This window comes from Kaistia nematophila, from assembly GCF_026343855.1.
In the GTDB taxonomy this organism is placed as follows: Bacteria; Pseudomonadota; Alphaproteobacteria; order Rhizobiales; family Kaistiaceae; genus Kaistia; species Kaistia nematophila.
The window spans coordinates 607,633-625,404 of record NZ_JAPKNK010000001.1; the positions used below are offsets into that span (position 1 = coordinate 607,633).

Annotated in this window: 15 protein-coding genes; 4 read left to right on the forward strand and 11 right to left on the reverse strand. The window is 67.2% G+C overall.

Annotation, left to right across the window (positions count from 1 at the left end):
* Positions 1 to 191: 191 nt before the first annotated feature.
* On the forward strand, positions 192 to 1,532 hold the full coding sequence (locus OSH07_RS02795; RefSeq protein WP_266337074.1) for an O-antigen ligase family protein: 1,341 nt from the start codon (positions 192 to 194) through the stop codon (positions 1,530 to 1,532).
* Positions 1,533 to 1,633: 101 nt separating this feature from the next.
* Positions 1,634 to 2,629: a glycosyltransferase family 2 protein gene (locus tag OSH07_RS02800; protein ID WP_266337075.1), complete on the forward strand. Its 996-nt coding sequence runs from the start codon at positions 1,634 to 1,636 to the stop codon at positions 2,627 to 2,629.
* Here the strand turns inward: OSH07_RS02800 and OSH07_RS02805 are convergent.
* The 3 genes from OSH07_RS02805 to OSH07_RS02815 form a co-directional block, all read right to left on the reverse strand.
* The gene (locus OSH07_RS02805; RefSeq protein WP_266337076.1) at positions 2,587 to 3,549 is read right to left on the reverse strand and encodes a DUF6492 family protein; all 963 of its coding nucleotides are present in this window, start codon (positions 3,547 to 3,549) and stop codon (positions 2,587 to 2,589) included. The genes OSH07_RS02800 and OSH07_RS02805 overlap by 43 nt on opposite strands.
* A complete protein-coding gene (locus tag OSH07_RS02810; RefSeq protein WP_266337077.1) occupies positions 3,546 to 4,706 on the reverse strand; it encodes a Gfo/Idh/MocA family protein in 1,161 nt (386 codons plus the stop codon). Before OSH07_RS02810 ends, OSH07_RS02805 begins: the two co-directional genes overlap by 4 nt.
* A 103-nt stretch (positions 4,707 to 4,809) precedes the next feature.
* Entirely contained in the window at positions 4,810 to 5,307 is a 498-nt protein-coding gene (locus tag OSH07_RS02815) for a GAF domain-containing protein (protein ID WP_266337078.1), read from the reverse strand.
* A gap of 412 nt (positions 5,308 to 5,719) precedes the next feature.
* Here OSH07_RS02815 and OSH07_RS02820 point away from each other — a divergent pair, with 412 nt between their 5' ends.
* Positions 5,720 to 6,817: a linear amide C-N hydrolase gene (locus tag OSH07_RS02820; RefSeq protein WP_266337079.1), complete on the forward strand. Its 1,098-nt coding sequence runs from the start codon at positions 5,720 to 5,722 to the stop codon at positions 6,815 to 6,817.
* Positions 6,818 to 6,960: 143 nt separating this feature from the next.
* Here OSH07_RS02820 and OSH07_RS02825 read toward each other — a convergent pair whose 3' ends face one another.
* The 8 genes from OSH07_RS02825 to OSH07_RS02860 all read right to left on the reverse strand — a co-directional run bounded on the left by OSH07_RS02825 (position 6,961) and on the right by OSH07_RS02860 (position 16,908).
* Positions 6,961 to 8,172, reverse strand: a complete 1,212-nt coding sequence (locus OSH07_RS02825; RefSeq protein WP_266337080.1) for an ROK family transcriptional regulator — start codon at positions 8,170 to 8,172, stop codon at positions 6,961 to 6,963.
* 59 nt (positions 8,173 to 8,231) lie between these two features.
* Complete coding sequence (locus tag OSH07_RS02830; RefSeq protein WP_266337081.1) at positions 8,232 to 8,999, reverse strand: SDR family NAD(P)-dependent oxidoreductase; 768 nt, start codon at positions 8,997 to 8,999, stop codon at positions 8,232 to 8,234.
* Between the two features lie 24 nt (positions 9,000 to 9,023).
* Complete coding sequence (locus OSH07_RS02835; RefSeq protein WP_266337082.1) at positions 9,024 to 9,851, reverse strand: ATP-binding cassette domain-containing protein; 828 nt, start codon at positions 9,849 to 9,851, stop codon at positions 9,024 to 9,026.
* Complete coding sequence (locus OSH07_RS02840; RefSeq protein ID WP_266337083.1) at positions 9,848 to 10,897, reverse strand: ABC transporter permease; 1,050 nt, start codon at positions 10,895 to 10,897, stop codon at positions 9,848 to 9,850. The genes OSH07_RS02835 and OSH07_RS02840 overlap by 4 nt, the downstream gene beginning before the upstream one ends.
* 2 nt (positions 10,898 to 10,899) lie before the next feature.
* Positions 10,900 to 11,865, reverse strand: coding sequence for a substrate-binding domain-containing protein (locus OSH07_RS02845; protein ID WP_266337084.1), 966 nt, complete (start codon positions 11,863 to 11,865; stop codon positions 10,900 to 10,902).
* 68 nt (positions 11,866 to 11,933) lie between these two features.
* Positions 11,934 to 13,601: a ribulokinase gene (locus OSH07_RS02850; protein ID WP_266337085.1), complete on the reverse strand. Its 1,668-nt coding sequence runs from the start codon at positions 13,599 to 13,601 to the stop codon at positions 11,934 to 11,936.
* A gap of 419 nt (positions 13,602 to 14,020) precedes the next feature.
* Positions 14,021 to 14,689 carry a response regulator gene (locus OSH07_RS02855; RefSeq protein ID WP_266337369.1) on the reverse strand — a complete coding sequence of 223 codons (669 nt, stop codon included), beginning with the start codon at positions 14,687 to 14,689 and terminating at the stop codon, positions 14,021 to 14,023.
* Positions 14,686 to 16,908, reverse strand: a complete 2,223-nt coding sequence (locus tag OSH07_RS02860; RefSeq protein ID WP_266337086.1) for a sensor histidine kinase — start codon at positions 16,906 to 16,908, stop codon at positions 14,686 to 14,688. Before OSH07_RS02860 ends, OSH07_RS02855 begins: the two co-directional genes overlap by 4 nt.
* Before the next feature lie 509 nt (positions 16,909 to 17,417).
* Between OSH07_RS02860 and OSH07_RS02865 the strand changes: the two genes are divergently transcribed.
* Positions 17,418 to 17,705, forward strand: coding sequence for a hypothetical protein (locus OSH07_RS02865; RefSeq protein ID WP_266337087.1), 288 nt, complete (start codon positions 17,418 to 17,420; stop codon positions 17,703 to 17,705).
* Positions 17,706 to 17,772: the final 67 nt, after the last annotated feature.

The following is a 17,772-nucleotide window of genomic DNA, read 5'->3' on the forward strand; positions in this document are numbered from 1 at the left end:
AAAAGACGTCCGGCAGGCGGAAACGCATGCCGTAGGACGATCTTTACTGTTGGTCACTGATCCTACGAAACTATGATAGCAAGGCAAGCGGATGGTCACGGCATTCCAACTTGCCGCACCGTCCGTCGGGACGGCGCGGCAGGGATAGGATGCGTGCCCGCGACCGAACTTCGCAGCCGGGAAATATGCGCATGAGCGATGCTCCGATGCCGGTCGGCCGGCCCGCATCGACGGATGTGGGCGGGGTTGCCGTCTCAATCGCCGGCTGGCTGCATGGCGTGCTGCTGGCGGGCTTCATGCTCTACACCTTCGTCGGCACGCGCCCCTTCGCGGACGCCTCCGTGGCCGAGCGAGTCGAGGGCAGCCCGTTTGATCGCCTCGCCGTCTTCGGCCTCTTCCTGCTCGCGCTCGTCACCCTCGTCGTGCATCACCGGGCGACGTTATCGCTGTTCATCCGCAACCTGCCGCTGGTCGCGTTCACCGGCTTCTGCTTCGCCAGCATGCTGTGGTCGGACTATCCGGGGCTGACTTTGCGGCGGGCGCTGCTGCTCGTTTTCCTGACCACGATCGCGGCCGGGATTGCGGCGAGCCTCCAGGATCTTCGCCGTTTTCACAGCTGGTGGTTCGTCGGCCTGACCGGCGTCATGCTGGTCAACCTGATCGGCACGGCGCTCTGGCCCGGCGTCGCGATCACCGATATCGGCGTGCGCGGCCTCTACACGCAGAAGAACGTCGCCGGCCTGGTGGCGATGATCACCGTCATCTGCGGCGTGACCTGGATGCTGGGCGTGACCCGTTCCCGCTCCGTCGGTCTCGGCCTCCTGATGCTGCTGCCGGCGCTGCTTTTCCTCGTCATCACGAAGTCCAAGACGTCGATCGGCCTCACCGGCGTCGCGGTGATGGCGATCGCCGTGTTCGCCTGCGCCGAGTGGCTCGGCGCGCGCTTCGTGCTGCTGATGATTGCGCTGGGGTTCCTTGCAGTCAACGCGCTGCTCGGCCTGTTCGCCGTCTATGACTTCGATGTCGACGCGCTGCTGACCGCGACATTGGGCGACGCCTCCTTCACCGGCCGCGACGAACTCTGGGCCTTCGCGCTGCGCTCGGCGCAGGAGCGCTTCTGGCTCGGCCATGGCTATGGCGCGTTCTGGGATGTCGGCCTCGCCGCAGATCCGCTGCAGCGGCTGGAGCCCGGCACCTGGCTCGGTGACGTCGAGATCGGCACGATCAACCAGGCGCATAATGGCTATCTGGAGCTTTGGCTGCATGTCGGCCTGCCGGCGACGATCGCCGCCGCGCTGATCGTGGCGGCGGGTGTGGTGTCGGGCATGGCGCAGGCGATCGCCGGCCCGTTGTCACGATCCTCCCGCGCCGCCATCGGCTTCCTGACGATGCTGCTGCTGCTCTATTTGCTGCACAACCTGACCGAGGCGACGCTGTTCATGCGCGGTTCGGTGTTCTCGAACATCGCCGTGCTCTGCCTGTTCGTACTGTCGCGCGGCCGCGATTTCGCAGTCCGCAGTGGCCGCGCCTAGCGGGTTGGACTAGAGCGTTTTCAAGCGAAGTGGATACCGGTTCGCGTGAAGAAAACGCGACCCCACAAAGAGTCGGGCGCAAACGGGCAGGGGCGACGGGTTTGGACAGGACGAGGACGAGCGAGGCGGAGGCGATCGATCTCTCGATCATCATCTGCACCTATCGGCGCGAGGAGCTTCTCGGCAAGGCCCTGGCGAGCATTCGCGCGCAGTCCGTGCCGGCCGGGACCACGCTCACCGTCGTGGTCGCCGACAACAGCGATGACGGATCGGCGGCGTCGGTGGTAGCGGCGGCCGATGCGGCGAGCCCGTTCGAGGTCCGCTATGTCGAGGCCCATCCCGCCAACATCTCGGTCGCGCGCAATGCCGGCATCCGCGCCACCACCTCGCCGGTCATCGCCTTCATCGATGACGACGAGGAACTGGCGCCGGGCTGGCTGGAAGGGGTCGTCGCCGGGCTGCGGCAGCATCCGCACGACGTGTTCTTCGGCGGCGTCGATCCACTGTTCGAGACGCCCGAGCGCGTCACCCCGGCGATCCACACGCTGTTCTCGCGCCAGATCGAGGCGCCGTCCGGCCAGGATGTCGTGGCGCTTGGCAGGCGCAGCGAGCGCGTCATCACGGTCGCGACCTGCAACTCGATCTTCCGCCGCGCCACGACGCTATCCGATGCCGAGCCATTCAATCCGCGCTTCGGTCATGCCGGCGGCGAGGATCTCGATCTCTTCTGCCGGCTGCAGGCGCGCGGGCGCCGCTTCGGCTGGCTGCCGGCGGCGCGGGTGTCGGAATTCGTGCCGGCCTCGCGCTGCGATCCCGGCTATCTCCGCCGCCGCTTCTTCGCTGGCGGGCAGGTCTATGCCGAAGCGGTCGCCGGCAACAGCACGTCGCCGGTTCTGACCCGCTGGTGGCTGCGGGCGAAGGCGCTGGTGCAACTCGGTCTGCTGGCCTTGCGCTATCCGTTCCTTCGCCGGAAGGGACCGGCGGCAGAAGCGGATTTCCGCTATCGCTGGGCCGGCGTGCTCGGCAAGCTGTCGCTCGGCAGCCTCTATCCCGTCTACCGCGAGACCGATGCAGGCAAGCGGTCGACGGCTTCCTGATCCTGCTCGGCGGCCAGCGCGGCGACCTGGTCGAAGATCGCCTGTCGCTTGGTCATCGACGTGTCGATGGTCGACTGGATCAGGCAGGTGACGTGCTCGGGCCGCAGCGAGCGGATGAAGGATGCCTCGTCCTCGGCGCCGGCAAATTCGTCGCCCCAGCGCGAGTGGCAGAGCGTGAAGGATTCCGGCATCAGCCCGGCCGCGTCGAGCCCGACCACCTTGTCGGCATAGACGCCATAGAGGACATATTCGGCGAAATGCGGCGTGCGGGCGAGGACGATGCGCCAGTCGCGCCCGGCGATCTGTTCGATCCGCTCGATCATGCCGCGAATGACGGAGCGCCGCCAGACGACGAAGGGGTTGATGTATTCGGCGCCGTAATAGCGGCTGCCGGGCAGGCCGAGCAGCTTTCCCGCCGTCTCCTGCCAGACGCGATGCGTTTCGAGATCGACCATGTCCGGATTGCGATAGATCCGCACCCTGCCGTTGCGGGCGAGGTGCTCGAGCTTCAGCGGCCGGATGAAGACGTTGTCGCTGTCGATATGGGCGACGATCTCTGCCGAGGCGTTGGCGGTCGCGGCGATCTTCATGATCTGCTGCGCGATCCAGCCGCGCACCAGCGGGCTGTAGGGCGTCACATACATGTTGCGGCGGGGGAGGCGCAGCCGCCGCCGCCATTCCGGTCCGGGAAGCGGCAGCTTGCGGAACCAGCGCGGCAGCAGGTCTTCCTGCGCCGCGACGGTGCGGCGATCCGAGGCCAGGTCGACGAAAAGGGGCAGGTCGGCGCGCGGCACGTAGAGGCTGTGCGGGATCGAGGCCGGCACGAAGCGGTCGATGCTCTCGCACAGCATCCGGCAGACGTCGAGATCGCCGCGGAACGAGCAGGTGATCAGGTTGGCCTCGGCGGCGGGGCCGGTCATCGCGCCCACTCCATCGGCTCGATCGACGCGAAGCGCGATTGCACGCGGGCAGGGCGGTCGAAGCGCTCGGGATATTGCAGCATCTCGGTCACCTCGGTGATGTGCACGGCGAAGTCCTCGTCGAGCCGTGACGGACGGCCGTCGCGGATCGCCGCCGCCAGCTCCGCCGGCCCGCGCAGGAAATCCATGGTCGGCTTGCCGCGCCCGCCCTTGAACGGCACCTTGCGCGCCATCGGCAGGCGCTTGCCGAGGCCGCCGCCGAGACGCCGCTCGATCAGCCGCGCGATCCGGCCTTCGCCGGGCCGGCGCAGGATCACCGGCGAGGCATAGTCCCACGGCTCCCTGATCTCCAGCGTGCCCGTCTCGCCGATGATCCGCATGCGGTGGTCATAGGGCGCGACGATCGAATTGGTAAGCCGCGCGACAACGCCGTTCTCATATTCGATGCAGCCGACGGAGAAATCCGGCGCCGGATGAGCGAGCGGCGGCGTGGTCTGCTTGTCGGGCACCAGCAGCGCCGCGAAGGAGGTCACGCGCGTCGCCGCGCCGAACATGGCGCCGAAGATCGTCAGCGCGTAGCCGGCGTGCTCATAGGTGCAGCCGGTCTCGAATTCGCCGCGGCCCGGCCAGGGCTTGCCGCTGCGGCTCAGCCAGTCGCCATAATGGGTGCGGTGGATCATGCCGTCGTCGAGCTCGGCATAGGCGAGCAGCGCCTTGCCGATCGCCCCGGCGCGGACCGCCGCCCAGGCCGTCTGCAGGCTTTCGCCGAGCAGGTTGCAGGGCGCGGAGGCGAGCCGGACGCCGGCCGCCCGCGCGCGGTCGCGCAGCGCCGATGCCTCGGTCGCGGTCATCGCCAGCGGCTTTTCCGAATAGACGTGCTTGCCGGCGGCAATCGCCGCCTCGGTGACGGCGGCGTGGCTCTCCGGGTCGGTCAGGTTCAGCACGATCGAGCAGGCAGGGTCGGCCAGCACCGCGTCGAGCGAGGCATAGGCATGGTCGCCCCAAGTCGCCTTGTAGGCGGCAAGGCGCTGTGCATCGCGGTCATAGGCGCCGGTCAGGCGCAGCGTGCGGTCATGCAGCGACAGGCATTGCCGGTAGGAATCGGCGACATAGCCGCAGCCGATGATCGCGATTCCCGTCGTCTGCCCCACCGTCATGCGTCTTTCCCCGTCCCCCGGGCCTGCCCCGATCGTCGGCGCGGCGCTGTCCAGACCGTGTTTCTAGACGGCGCCGCTTTCCGGCTGGTTACCCCGAGACGGTTCAGCTCAGCAGGCTGGCGAGATAGCGCGCGACGAGGCGTTCGACGCCGGCCGGGTCGTCGGCGTCGAAGCGGCCGGCGCGCGGGCTGTCGAGATCGAGCACGCCCAGCACCCTGCCGTCGCGGATCAGCGGCACCACCAGTTCCGATTGCGAGGCCGCGTCGCAGGCGATGTGGCCGGGAAACGCATGCACGTCCGGCACCAGGACTGTCTCGCGCTTCGCCACGGCCGTGCCGCAGACGCCCTTGCCGATCGGGATGCGGACGCAGGCGGGCTTGCCCTGGAACGGACCGACGACGAGGACGTCCGTCCCTTCGGGAAGGAAATAGAACCCGGCCCAGTTCAGCTCCGGCATCGCCAGGTAGAGCAGCGCCGACATGTTGGCGGCGTTGGCGATCGGGTCATGCTCGCCTTCGAACAGCGAAGCCAGCTGCTGGTCGAGGTCGCGGTAGAAGCCGGGCTTGTCGGCAGGGTCGACGGTGGGTGTCAGGTCGAACATCGGTGTCTCGTGCAGTTTTGCCGGGTCGCATTGCCAAAGGCGGTCGCCGGCTTCCGACACTGGCTATAGGACGGGGCGACGGCTTTGGCTCGAAAAATCGCAAGGGAACCCGCGAGATGCGACCGTGGCCGCCGCGCCGCCGCCGTCCGCGAATGTTGACGGGCGTCGCCCGAAGCCCGTAAGTGGCGGTGGAGGATCTGGTTGTGCCCAGGCAGACATGCGTCGATTCGCGTGTGTTCCCCACGGCCGGTCGATGGTCCTCCGACGCGGTTCGATCCTACCGAGAGATGCGCCCATTGCCGTGCCCCTGCTCCGACACTCTCCCTTGCGCAGTCAGGCCGTCACCGTGATCCGGTAAAGTCCGGTCGTCCGTTCCCGTTTCGCCCTGAACTCACAGGAGGAGTCTTCTGTCATGAAGAAGCGTCTCTCTCGATATGCGGCTCTCGCCATGTCGGCCGCCATGCTGATGCCGACCCTGACCGGTTTCGCCGACGCCTGCACGCGCACTCTGTTCGTCGGTGACGGCAACATGGTCGCGACGGGCCGCAACATGGATTGGAGAGAGGACATGTTCTCCAATCTGTGGGCGTTCCCGGCCGGCATCGAGCGCAATGGCGAATCGGGTCCGCAGTCGCTGAAGTGGACGGCCAAGTACGGCAGCGTCATCACCTCCGGCTACGAGGCCGGCTCCACGGACGGCATGAACGAGAAGGGTCTCGTCGCCAACATCCTCTATCTGGCGGAATCGCAGTATCCGAAGCCGGTCGAGGGGCGTCCGTTCCTCTCCATCTCGCTGTGGGCCCAGTACGTGCTCGACAATTTCGCGACCGTGGACGAGGCGGTCGAGCATCTGCGCACCGAGCCGTTCAACCTGCTGGCGCCGGAGCTGCCAAACGGCTCGCCGGCTGCCCTCCATCTCGCCATCTCGGACTCGACAGGCGATTCCGCCATCTTCGAATACCTCGATGGCAAGTTGCGGATCCATCACGGCAAGCAATACAAGGTGATGACCAATTCGCCGGCTTACGACAAGCAGCTGGCGCTGAACGAATACTGGGAAGAAATCGGCGGCCTGACCTTCCTGCCGGGCACCAACCGAGCCGCGGACCGCTTCGCCCGCGCCTCTTTCCTGCTCGGCGCGATCCCGAAGCAGGCGGATCCCAACTACATCAAGAGCGTTCCCGGACAGTCGTTCGATTTCCAGGCCGTCGCCAGCGTCATGGGCGTGCAGCGCGCCGTCAGCGTGCCGCTCGGCATCACCACGCCGGACCAGCCGAACATCTCCTCGACCATCTGGCGTTCGATCTCGGACCAGAAAAACCTGATCTATTACTTCGACTCCGCCACGCGTCCGAACACCTTCTGGGTGTCGCTGGGCCAGCTCGACCTGAAGCCGGGCGCGCCCATCAAGAAGCTGACGATCCAGAACGGTGAAGTCTTCTCGGGTGAAGTCGCGGCCGAGTTCAAGCCGGCCAAGCCCTTCCACTTCCTGCCGGGCAATCCGGAGTAACCGATACCGCTATCCGCGTCGCGCCCGGCCCTGCTGCCGGCGCGACGTGATCAACCTGGCTTCCTCGCCGGTGGCGAGGGAGCGCCTTGGCCAATCCAAGTCTGCGATGTTCGCCCCCCATCGGGTCGCAATCCCTGTCTGAGCTACTGTGCCAGTGAGCGGACGTATCTGACGATCACCTGCTCGATCGCCTCGGGGCGCAGCACGGTGTCGATGGCGAGCTGGGCGGCGCCGAGGATGCCGGCGCTGCCGTCCGACTTGGCGCGGACGATGCGCAACTCACGCGTGGCAAGCGGCAGCGAGCGCTCGGAGACGAGCTGGCGCACACCGGCGAGAAGGTATTCGTCGGCTCCGGCAAGCGTGCCGCCGATGACGATGACGCTCGGATTGAGCACGCTGACGACGTCGGCGGTGACCTCGCCGAGAACGCGTCCTGCCTCGCGCACCGAATGGATCGCTTCCGGCAGGCTCTTCTGCACGAGAGCGACGATGTCGCGCGCATTGTGGGCGTCATAGCCCTTTTCGCGCAGGTCGCGCGCCAACGCCCAGCCGGCGGCGCGCGCCTCGACGCAGCCGAGCTTGCCGCAGCGGCAGAGCGGCGGGTTGTCCGAGTTCAGCTGGATGTGGCCGATGTCGCCGGCGGCGCCCTGGGCGCCGCGGTAGAGCCGGCCGTCGGCGATGATGCCGCTGCCGATGCCGGTGCCGGCCTTGATGTAGAGGAGCTGCTCGACTTCCGGCCAGAACCGGCGCGATTCCGACAGCGTCATCAGGTTCACGTCGTTTTCGACGACGACCGGCGCGCCGAGGCGCGAGCCGAGCCAGGAGCGGATGTCGAAATCGTCCCAGCCGGTCATGATCGACGGGCCGAAGACGCGGCCGGCTCCGAAATCGACCGGCGCCGGCAGGCAGAGCCCGACGCCGAGCACGTCCTCGGCGGGGCGGCCGATCTGTTGCAGGAGGGCCTGGAACTGGTCGACGATCGTCTGCAGGACCGGCGGCGGACCGCCGCGCAGGTCGATGGCGCAGGTCGATTCGGCCAGGATCGACGGCTCGAGCGTGGTGACCGTCGTCCGCAGGATGCTCTCGCCGACATCGGCGGCGAGGACGACGCCGAAGCCGGTGTTGAGCTCCAGCATGCGGGTAGGCCGCCCGCCGCTCGGCAGCGTCCGGGCGGCCTCGTCGACGAGGCCGGCCGCGATCAGCGCATTGAGCCGCTGGGTGACCGTCGTGCGGGAGAGCCCGGTCCGCTCGATCAGCTCGGCGCGGGACTGGGCTCGGCCAGACGCGATCAGGGATAGAAGGGGCGCGGCGCTGGCCGCGAGCCCGATATCGATCCTGTCCGATTGGTCCTTCACGGGGCGGGTGCTTCTCTTGGAAGGCCGCGGAAGGACCGCGGGCATTGCGTCCTCCTCGGCTACCAGAGTGTGTAGCCGCCGTCGACGACGAAAACCGATCCGGTGACGAAGGTCGAGGCGTCGCTCGCAAGCAGCAGCGCCATCGGCGCGATCTCGTCCGGCGTGGCGTAGCGCTGCATCGGCACCTCGTCGCGCCAGTAATGCGCGTAGTCCTCGTATTCGGTGCTGGCGATCTCGGTCTTCACGTAGCCGGGCGCGATCGCATTGACGCGCACGCCGGCCTTGGCCCATTCGGCCGCGAGCGATTTCGTCAGGTGATGCACAGCCGCCTTGGAGATGCCGTAGGGCGAATGCCATTGCGGACGGTTGATGATGAAGCCGGAGATCGAGCCGATATTGATGATCGAGCCGGAGCCGCGCTTGACCATCTGGTTGCCGACCACCTGGCTCGCCTTCCAGACGGCGTCGAGATTGATCGAGAACAGGCGCTGCCATTCCTCGTCAGAGAGCGTCAGCGCGTCGGCATGGAAGCCGATGCCGGCATTGTTGACGAGCGCGTCGATCGGGCCGAGCTCGCGCGTCACCGTCTCGACCATCGCCTCGAGGTCGTCTCGGCTGGCGACGTCGGTCTTCACGGCGATCGCGGGCACGCCGAGCTTGCGGAGCTCGGCGAGCGTCTCCTCGCTCTTCGCCTCGTCGCGGGCTGCGATGGCGATCGCCGAGCCGGCCTCGGCCAGGCCGATGGCGATCGCCTTGCCGATGCCGCGATTACCGCCGGTGACGACGGAGACTTTGCCCCGCATCGAGAACTTGTCGAGGATCGACATGGGTGTGACTCTCTCTTGGTTGGTTCAGTGGCTGGCCGGGCTCGTGGCGCCGGTCGCGATCAGGCTCGATTGCACCTTGTCCGGGGGCAGGGCGCCCGTCATCACCGCCACGACGTCGCTCATCGACGTCGTCTTCGGGCTGACGACCACGGCGCGCCGGCCGAGCCGGTGGATATGGATGCGGTCGGCGATCTGGAAGACGTCCGGCATCGAGTGGCTGATCAGGACGACCGAGAGGCCCTGGTCGCGCACCCGCGTGATCAGGTTCAGCACCTGGTTGGTCTCGCGCACGCCGAGCGCCGCGGTCGGTTCGTCGAGGATGACGACCCGCTTGCCCCAGGCCGCGGCGCGGGCAACCGCGACCGCCTGACGCTGGCCGCCGGAGAGCGTCTCGACCTTCTGGTTGATCGACTGGATGCGGATGCCGAGGTTCTTCATGTGGTCGGCAGCCTGCTGGCGCATGCCCGACTTGTCGAGCTGGCGCAGGATCCGCCCGCGCAGACCGGGCTTGCGCAGTTCGCGACCGAGGAACAGGTTCTGCGCGATGTTGAGCTGCGTCGCCACCGCGAGCTCCTGGTAGACGGTCTCGATGCCGGCGAGGCGGGCGCTCAGCGGGTTCTTGAAGTGCACCGGCTTGCCGTCGACGAAGACCGAGCCGGAATCGGGGATGGTCGCCCCGGTTAGCACCTTGATCAGGCTGGACTTGCCGGCGCCGTTGTCGCCGACGACGGCGAGGATCTCGCCCTTCGCCAGTTCGAAATCGGCGCCGTCGAGCGCCACGACATGGCCGTAGCGCTTGGTCAGGCCGACCGCCTGCATGACGAGTCCGGTGGACGGTTCGAACGTGGTCATCCGCGCTTCCCCCTGCCGAGATATTGGTCGGCGCCGACGGCGAGAATGACCAGGAAGCCGGTGGCGATCTGCTGGTAGAGCGAGTCGATGCCGGCCTGGGTCAGGCCGTTCTTCAGCACCACGACGATCAGTGCGCCGACGAAGGTGCCGGCGACGCCGCCACGGCCGCCGAACAGGCTGGTGCCGCCGATCACCACGGCGGTGATGCTGTCGAGATTGGCGATCTGGTAGCCGCTCGGATCGGCGATCGGCGTGCGGCCGAGCGCCTGCCAGCCGGCGAAGGCGTAGAAGACGCCGGCCAGCGCATAGACGCTGAAGATGACGCCGTTGACGTTGACGCCGTTGAGGCGCGCGGCGGCCGGCGAATTGCCGATGGCGTAGACGCGGACGCCCCAGGCGGTCTGGTTCAGCGCATAGGCGAGGATCAGCGTCAGGGCGATCCAGAGCATGCTGCCATAGGTGATCGTGACGAGGCCCCAGCTCGGGCCTTCGCCGAGGATGGTCATGAAGTCGGACGAGATCGGGTAGCTGCGCGACTGCGTGTAGAGGCGGGCCGCCGCCGTCAGGATGGTGAACATGCCGAGCGTCGCGATGAACGGCGGCAGGCGGAAGCGGGTGATGATGAGGCCGTTGATCGCCGCGGCGACGACGCAGACGGCGAGGCCGACGAGCATGCCGAGCATCGGATCGCCACCGGCGGCGAGGCTGCCGGCCACCACCATTCCCAGCACCATGATGGCGCCGTTGGCGAGGTCGATGCCGGAGACGAGGATGATCAGCGTCTGGCCGAGCGCCAGCGTGCCGACGACGACCGATTGCTGGAAGATCAGCGACAGGTTGCCGGGATTGAGGAAGGTCGATGTCGTGACGGAGAACACGACGAGGATCAGGATGAGCGCGATGAGCGGTCCGGTGACCGGATAAGCGAAGAGGGCATGGGACGTGCGGCGCAGCCCGGCGAGGAAGCCGGCAGGGGGTGACCCTGCCGTCTCCGCGTCGACGCGTGCCTGTCCGGTATCCAAGCGAGCCCGGTCAGACCGTTCCATTCTTACTCTCCCCAGCAGTTTTCCAGGCCCCACTTGGAGTCCTTGGATTCGATGCCATCGACCGGGTTGTCGGTGATGAGGATGGTGCCGGAATTGTTGATGCCGGTCGGCTTGGCGCCGCCGTTGACGGCGGTGACGATGGCGTCGACGGCGAGCTGGCCCATGTTGGACGGGAACTGCATCACGGTGGCGCCGATGGTGCCGTCGGCGACGCTGCGCACGCCCGAGCAGCTGCCGTCGATCGAGGTCAGGACGATGTCCTTCTTCGCCTTCTTGATGGCCAGGAACGCGCCCTGCGCCGCCGGCTCGTTGATGGTGTAGACGGCGTTGATGTCGGGATGGGCCGAAAGCAGGTTTTCCATCGACGACTGGCCGGTCTCGACATTCGCCTGGGTCAGCGCCGTGCCGGCGATCTCGGGCGAGGTCTCGGTCAGGCCGAAGCCCTTCAGGAAGCCGTCATGGCGGGCCTTGGCGGTCTTGTCGGAGAGGTCGTAGTCGAGCATGGCGACGCGGGCCGGTGTGCTCCCGAGCCGGGCCTTCGCCCATTTGCCGATCAGCTCGCCGGCGGCGAGGTTGTCGGTCTCATACGAGGCGTCGGCCGCGGTCGCGGGCTCGAGCGAGGTGTTGGTGGTGACGACGATGATGCCGGCATCGCGCGCCTTCTGGACGATCTTGACCAGGGCGGAGGCGTTGGCGGGGTCGAGAACGATGCCCTTCACGCCGCGATTGATCATGTTCTCGATCGCCGCGAGCTGGGTCGCCGAATCGCCGGCGACGCTCGATTCCGCTGTCATCGTCTCGAGGCCGTGCTTCTTGGCGGCGTCGACGCCGGCCTGCTGCAGCTTGGCGAAGAACGGGTTGGCGAGCTGCTGCTCGACGATGCCGATCAGGAAGCCTTTCTCCTCGGCGCGGGCGGCGGACGCGAGCGCGACGGTCGCGGTAAGCGCGAGGGCGGCTGGCATGGCCATGGACCGGATCGTCCGGGTGCTTGTCTTCAACATAGTCCTGGTCTCCTCCAAACCTGGTTTTTGTCGACTTAGGCGCGAGCCCGGGACGGGCCGGCCTCGGGCTGGGATCCCGTTGGCGCCGCGGCGCCGTCCGGGCCCTGGCTCGGATACCGCGGCGTTCCCGGCGAGCCGTCCGGAATGCCACCCGCCTGCCCGAGCGCGCGCATGGACCGACGGATCTGGTCGTCGGCGGCGAGCTGGCGATACTGGTCGTAGAGAACCGCGTAGAGCGCGGCATGTTCTGGATCGGGGCGATAGCGGTCGAAGCGGCTGGCGCCGAACCGCGCCGCGCCCTCGGTGAAGCTTGAAACGACGCCGGCCGCGACCGCGCCATGGATCGCCGCGCCGACGGCGGTAGGGTTGGCGATGTCGGGAATCTCGATCTCGCGATCGAGCACGTCCGCCATGATCTGCAGCAGAAGCGGGTTCCGGCGCGACAGGCCGCTCGTCATGATGACGCGCTCGATCGGCAGGCCGCCGGCGGCGAGATGATCGAAGATCGAGCGTGCGCCGTAGCAGAGCGCCTCGAGCAGGGCGCGGTAGATCTGCGCCGCGCTGGTCGAGAGGTTGAGGCCGACGAGCAGTCCGCTCAGGCTCGAATCGGCGAAGGGAACGCGGTTGCCGCTCCACCAGTCGAGCGCGACCAGCCGGCTTTCTCCGGGCGCGAGGCCGGCGGCGCTTTCGTCATAGATGCGGAAGCTCTCGGCCGTGTCGGCGCCGCGCGGAAAGGTCTTCACAAACCAGCCGAGCGTGTCGCCGAAGCCAGCCTGGCCCGCCTCGTAGCAGCAGAGATCGGGAAGGGCGGCGCCGTCGGCGACGCCCTCTATGCCGGCGGGAAGCGCGCGCGCCCTGTCGCCAAGCAGGAGATAGGCGGCCGAGGTGCCGAGCGCGCTGACCAGCGTGCCGGCGACCGTGCCGCCCACGGCGGGAAGCACGACATGCGAATCGATCACCGCGACGGCCACGACGGCGTCGCCGCGGATGCCGGTCCGCTGCTGCCATTCCGGCGTCAACAGCCCGGCCGGAGTGCCGACCGGCAGCGGCGGCGACAGGCGGTCGGCAAGCCCTGCCACGACATTGCTCGGGTAGCCACCGGCGGCCGAGAACTGGGCCTTGTAGGCCGCGAAATCGAGGCTGCGCGCTTCGAGGCCGGTCAGCTGCCAGACGAGCCAGTCGCCGGCCTCGATGAAACGGTCGGCCTGCTGCCAGATCGCCGGTGCCTCGGCCTCGATCTGCGCCGCCTTGGCCAGCAGCCATTCGCCGGAGAGCCGACCGCCGAAATTCTCCAGATAGGCGCCGCCGCGCTCGTTGAAGAGATCGGCATAGGGCTGCGCCGCCGCATGCTTCCAAAGCTTCACATAGGCGTGCGGCTCGCTCGGATGCAGGACGGACAGCGCCGTGCCGTCGGCACGCGCCGGCAGCGGCGTGCTGGCGGTGAAGCCGATGCCGATGCCGGCAATGGCATGGTCGCGGCCAATGGTCGCGAGGATGGCCTCCGCCGCCTCCAGATAGTCCGTGGCGTTCTGCAGCGCATAGGCAGGAGGCAGTGGCGTCCCGTCCGGCAGTGCCGAGGTCATCACGCCGTGGCGGTAGGCATGGGTGTGGCTGGCTTCCTGGGCGCCCGTCGCCGCGTTGATCCGCACGCCGCGCGCCGATTCCGTTCCGAAGTCCAGGCCCAGGAGATAAAGGTCAGCCACGGTTCACCACGTCTCGTCGATGCGCGGCGGAGCCGCAGATCGGGACGGAGCGCCGATCGTGACGTCCTCCTCCCTAGGGACTCATAAATGTCCAGACGTGAACATAAGTCAATTCAGTTATGTATATTTTTAGACCTATATAAATCCAGCTTCGCCGTCGAACCTCGCTATCGCCTTGATATCAAGGAGGTTTTCCCGCGCGTTCCGGTTGAGGGGACTGCGTGGATGTCGATCGCCGGCCGGACGACTTCCCAAGGCCTCGTCGACATGGCGAAGCGAGGCACTCCGGCAGCCGGGCCACGGCTTGACGGCTGTGGCGGAAGAGGGAGGGGGATAGCGCTCGCTTCCGAGGCTGTCTGCGCCATTGGCTGACAGACCCGGTTCAGGCGGGGGGCGGGTTTCGCGAAAGTATTTGGCCGTCAGCACAGCCGGCGTCGAACCGCCTCGCGCGTTGCTTCCGCCCGCGTGGAAATGCTCAGCTTCTGGTAGATCACCTTGACGTAGCCCGCGACGGTCTGCGGCCTCAGCCCCATCCGCTCCGCCGTCTCGGCAACCGTCAGGCCCCGCGCCAGGAGGGTCAGTGTTTCGGTCTCGCGGGGGGTGAGGCCCGCCTCGTCGCCGCTCTTGGAAGGCGGCGCGCGGAAATGGGCGAGCAGGCGATGGGCGACCGATGGCGAAAGCGAAGGCTCGCCCCGATCGATCCGGCGCAGGATGCCAATCAGGAGGTCCGCCTCCTCGTCCTTCAGCACATAGCCGCGCGCGCCGGCGGCGATGGCCTCGAAGATATGCGCGTCGTCGTCGTAGATGGTAGCGATCACCGGCATGACATCAGGCCAAGCTTCCACCAGCTTTCGCACCAGGTCGATGCCGGAGCCGTCCGGCAAGCCAAGATCGATCAGCGCCAGATCGAATCCCGGCACGCCGGAGCCCTGCCGTTCCGCGAGCCATGCCAGGGCTTCGGCCCGGCGAGCGAAAGCAACCACGCCGATTCCCGGAAAGGCGGCCGTCAACACGCCAAGCAGCCAGTCGCGGCTTCGCGGCTGGTCCTCGACCAGCAGGCACAATCTTGCCGTGGTTGTTTCCATCATGTCGGCCAAGGTAGATCGCCCCGTGGCTCTGTCACCCCCTGTTTAGAGGTTGACGAAGCGGCTGCGAGACCGAGTGGCATCGAAAGGCTGATTTCGGTTCCCCCCGGGCCGGACCGGATATCGATCTGCCCGCCGACGTCGATCAGGCGCCGCTTCAGATTGCGCAGGCCGAAGCCCTGGGTTTCACCGGCAAGCGCGGCTTCCGGCATGCCGTCGCCATCGTCGCGGACCACGGCGTCGAGCCGGTCGACACCGGCCGAGATCCGAACCTGCAGCGTCGTGGCCCGGGCATGGCGGATAACATTGCTGACCACCTCGCGGAAGGCGGAGGTGATCGCCTTGTTCCGGCGATAGTCCAGCAGGCATTCTTCGTCTGGCTCTTCGGAAAGCGGCCAGTCGAGGCGGATATCGGTCGCTTCCAGCCGCCGTGCGGTTTCGTGGCGGACCTCGCTGAGCAGCCGCTCCAGCGAGACCTGCTCGCCGGTCATGCCGCTGACGATGGCGCGGATATCCGACATGGCCGCCTGCAGGGTCGGTCGCAGGCGCTGGTCGGCCATGTGCAGTCCGGTCAGGAGACGCGCTCCGACATCGTCGTGCAGGTCGCGCGCAATCCGGGTTCGTTCCTCGCGCACGCCCTGGTCATAGGCCCGGCGGGCGGCGATCATTTCCTCGACCAGGCGATGGAGCGCCTTGGCCATTTCCAGGTCGTTGCTGTCGAAAAGCCGGCTGCCCTTGCCGGCGTAGCCAAGCGCCAGCGCTTCGCCGCCCAGCGGGGAGGGGATGGCGAGGATGCGGCCGTCATCGCGGATCTCCGCGACGTCGGCCCTGGCGCCGGAGATCTCGAGCGGATCGAACTGCGCTGCCAGCGCATCGCGCCAATGCGCTGCCTGCTCGGACGGCCGGATGGCGAAAGCGACCTGGTTGGCGCCGCGGATCAGACGCATGTTGTCCCGGTCGCGTCGACGTTCTGCCAGCCGCATCAGGCGTCCGCGTATCGGCATCCAGGCGAGCGCGACGAGCAGGACGGCGATCGAGAGCGTCCATTGCTCGCCGGCCCAATAGACCAGCGCCATGTCGGCGACAAGGATCAAGAGCAGCACGATGACGGCGCGGACGACATGGACCGTCCAGTTGCCGAGATCGAACATGCGATAGCGCGTGATGGCGATGGCGAGCGCGAAATAGAACAGCAGGAACGCGGTCATGGCGATGGCGTCGCCGAGCAGGGGCGGCGACCCCATCAGGAGCGGTATGAAATTGACGGCCGTGAACAGCCCCGCGCTGAGGACCAGCGCCGTGCCGATCCAGGCGACCGATGCGCGATGGACCGGGTCCCTGCGGGATATCCACGCCTGTATCAGGACGAGCACGAAGGTCAGGACAACAAGGGCGACCATCGCGATCAGCTGCGTCCCGAACACATCTGTCCACGCATCGTAGAGGCCCGCGACGCCCAGCCCGCCCATCAGCAGCGCCAGGCCCGCAATGGCGATCCGGGGCACGATCGGAAGCGGATAGACACCGAAGATCGAGACCAGGGCCCAGCTGAAGACCAGTGCCGAGATATGATTGACCTGCAGCAGGTACTTCATCCCCCAGCCGGGCGTGGCAATACTGCTCTCGACGGTGAGGGCGATGGTGAGCGAGGCCGTCCAGAGGGATGCGCCGCTGATCGCAAACAGCTGTGCCGTCAGTTCGCGCGGGCGCAACACCAGCACCCACAGGCCGATGATCAGGGAGAGAAAGCCGACGCCGAGCGCGATCCAGGAATCGAGCTGGAGGTGAAAGCCGCGGGACGGAACCGTGAAAACCGGCAGCACGCGCCCATCCGGCAATTGCAGCGTGACGCCAGCTTCGCGCAGCAGCGCCGAGGTCTGGTCACGCCGCGCGAACATGGCGGTATTCTCGGCCGGCGTTCCGCGCGGTTCCAATTCGCCGATCAGTTCGCGGAGCGGCAGTTCCAGCCGGATCTGACCGGCCTGATCGACAAAGCGGGCGGTCCCTTCGCGCATCCCTGCTGCGAGGCCGTCAACCACCACGCGGCCGCCCTGTCCATGGCGTGCCTGGACGTTGGCGCTCGGCAGAATGCCGACCAGGCCGCCGAAAAACCCGGTTATCAGCAGGCTCGCTACTGCGAGCAGAGAAAAGATCGTCGTCGGGCGGTGCCGAATGACCGCCCGCAACTCCGAACCGATTGGCATCGACAGGCCCAGCCCCATCACGCGCTTCCTCGGGCGAAGGATGCATCCGCCCGATAGCGCGCTGTTCGATCAATGTGGTTTCGTCAGAACACTGACGGAAGAAGGCAGATGTAGAGACATGCACCAGCGGCGATGCTAGCGGATGGCTCTTCATTCCGCTACGTCCGGCTGAGGTGGTCTCTTTCATCGGCGGCGGTCCTGCGCGCCCGCGAGAGGGAGCCCCGGGCTATGAAGGGTCTATCGCGGCCGAAGCCCTGAGCGAGGCCGGATCGGTCAGAACGGGACGTGGATTCGACCGCCAAATTGTGACCCGCCATCCCCCTGAACAGGGGCTGTCAAGCAACGCGGTCCCATGCACGGTGATGCTCTGGCTGACCTGCCGGCTCTAGAACGCAGCGCCCCAGGGGATGGGAAGGCCGCGTGTAGCCGCGCAGCATCCAAACGGGGGTCTACAAAGAATGCCTTGCAACCTGAATCCATTGGTTCGTTCCGCCGCGGCGCTTGCCCTGCTTGCGGCGTCTGTCGGCATGGCGTCGGCATGCAACCGTGGCCGAGACGCCTGCTCCTTCATCCTGTCGAACCAGACGAGCTACACGCTCCATTCGTTCTGGGCGTCGCCGACGCGCGTGAAGAAATGGGAAGACGATATACTCGGTCGCCAGACGCTCAGCGCCGGCAGCGAGGCGAATGTCAATCTTTCGGATCGTCGCCGGGACTGCATCTATGATTTCAAGTTTCGTTTCGCCGACGGCGACGAGGTGACGCGTGAGCGGATCAATATCTGCGAACTCGGTCGCTACACGCTCAACGACTGACCCCGAGGGGATGCTTGCCGAGCGGCCCGGCTCTGCCGGACCCCGGCTTTCGTCTTGTTGGCCGGCA

Bases quoted from the DNA above. Each gene is read 5' to 3' on its own strand.
- OSH07_RS02815 (WP_266337078.1), bottom strand. From the start codon at position 5,307: ATGTTCGACCTGACACCCACCGTCGACCCTGCCGACAAGCCCGGCTTC.
- OSH07_RS02805 (WP_266337076.1), bottom strand. From the start codon at position 3,549: ATGACCGGCCCCGCCGCCGAGGCCAACCTGATCACCTGCTCGTTCCGC.
- OSH07_RS02835 (WP_266337082.1), bottom strand. From the start codon at position 9,851: ATGACCACGTTCGAACCGTCCACCGGACTCGTCATGCAGGCGGTCGGC.
- OSH07_RS02860 (WP_266337086.1), bottom strand. From the start codon at position 16,908: ATGGGGCTGGGCCTGTCGATGCCAATCGGTTCGGAGTTGCGGGCGGTC.
- OSH07_RS02820 (WP_266337079.1), top strand. From the start codon at position 5,720: ATGAAGAAGCGTCTCTCTCGATATGCGGCTCTCGCCATGTCGGCCGCC.
- OSH07_RS02845 (WP_266337084.1), bottom strand. From the start codon at position 11,865: ATGGCCATGCCAGCCGCCCTCGCGCTTACCGCGACCGTCGCGCTCGCG.
- OSH07_RS02810 (WP_266337077.1), bottom strand. From the start codon at position 4,706: ATGACGGTGGGGCAGACGACGGGAATCGCGATCATCGGCTGCGGCTAT.
- OSH07_RS02840 (WP_266337083.1), bottom strand. From the start codon at position 10,897: ATGGAACGGTCTGACCGGGCTCGCTTGGATACCGGACAGGCACGCGTC.
- OSH07_RS02830 (WP_266337081.1), bottom strand. From the start codon at position 8,999: ATGTCGATCCTCGACAAGTTCTCGATGCGGGGCAAAGTCTCCGTCGTC.
- OSH07_RS02855 (WP_266337369.1), bottom strand. From the start codon at position 14,689: ATGATGGAAACAACCACGGCAAGATTGTGCCTGCTGGTCGAGGACCAG.
- OSH07_RS02795 (WP_266337074.1), top strand. From the start codon at position 192: ATGAGCGATGCTCCGATGCCGGTCGGCCGGCCCGCATCGACGGATGTG.
- OSH07_RS02865 (WP_266337087.1), top strand. From the start codon at position 17,418: ATGGCGTCGGCATGCAACCGTGGCCGAGACGCCTGCTCCTTCATCCTG.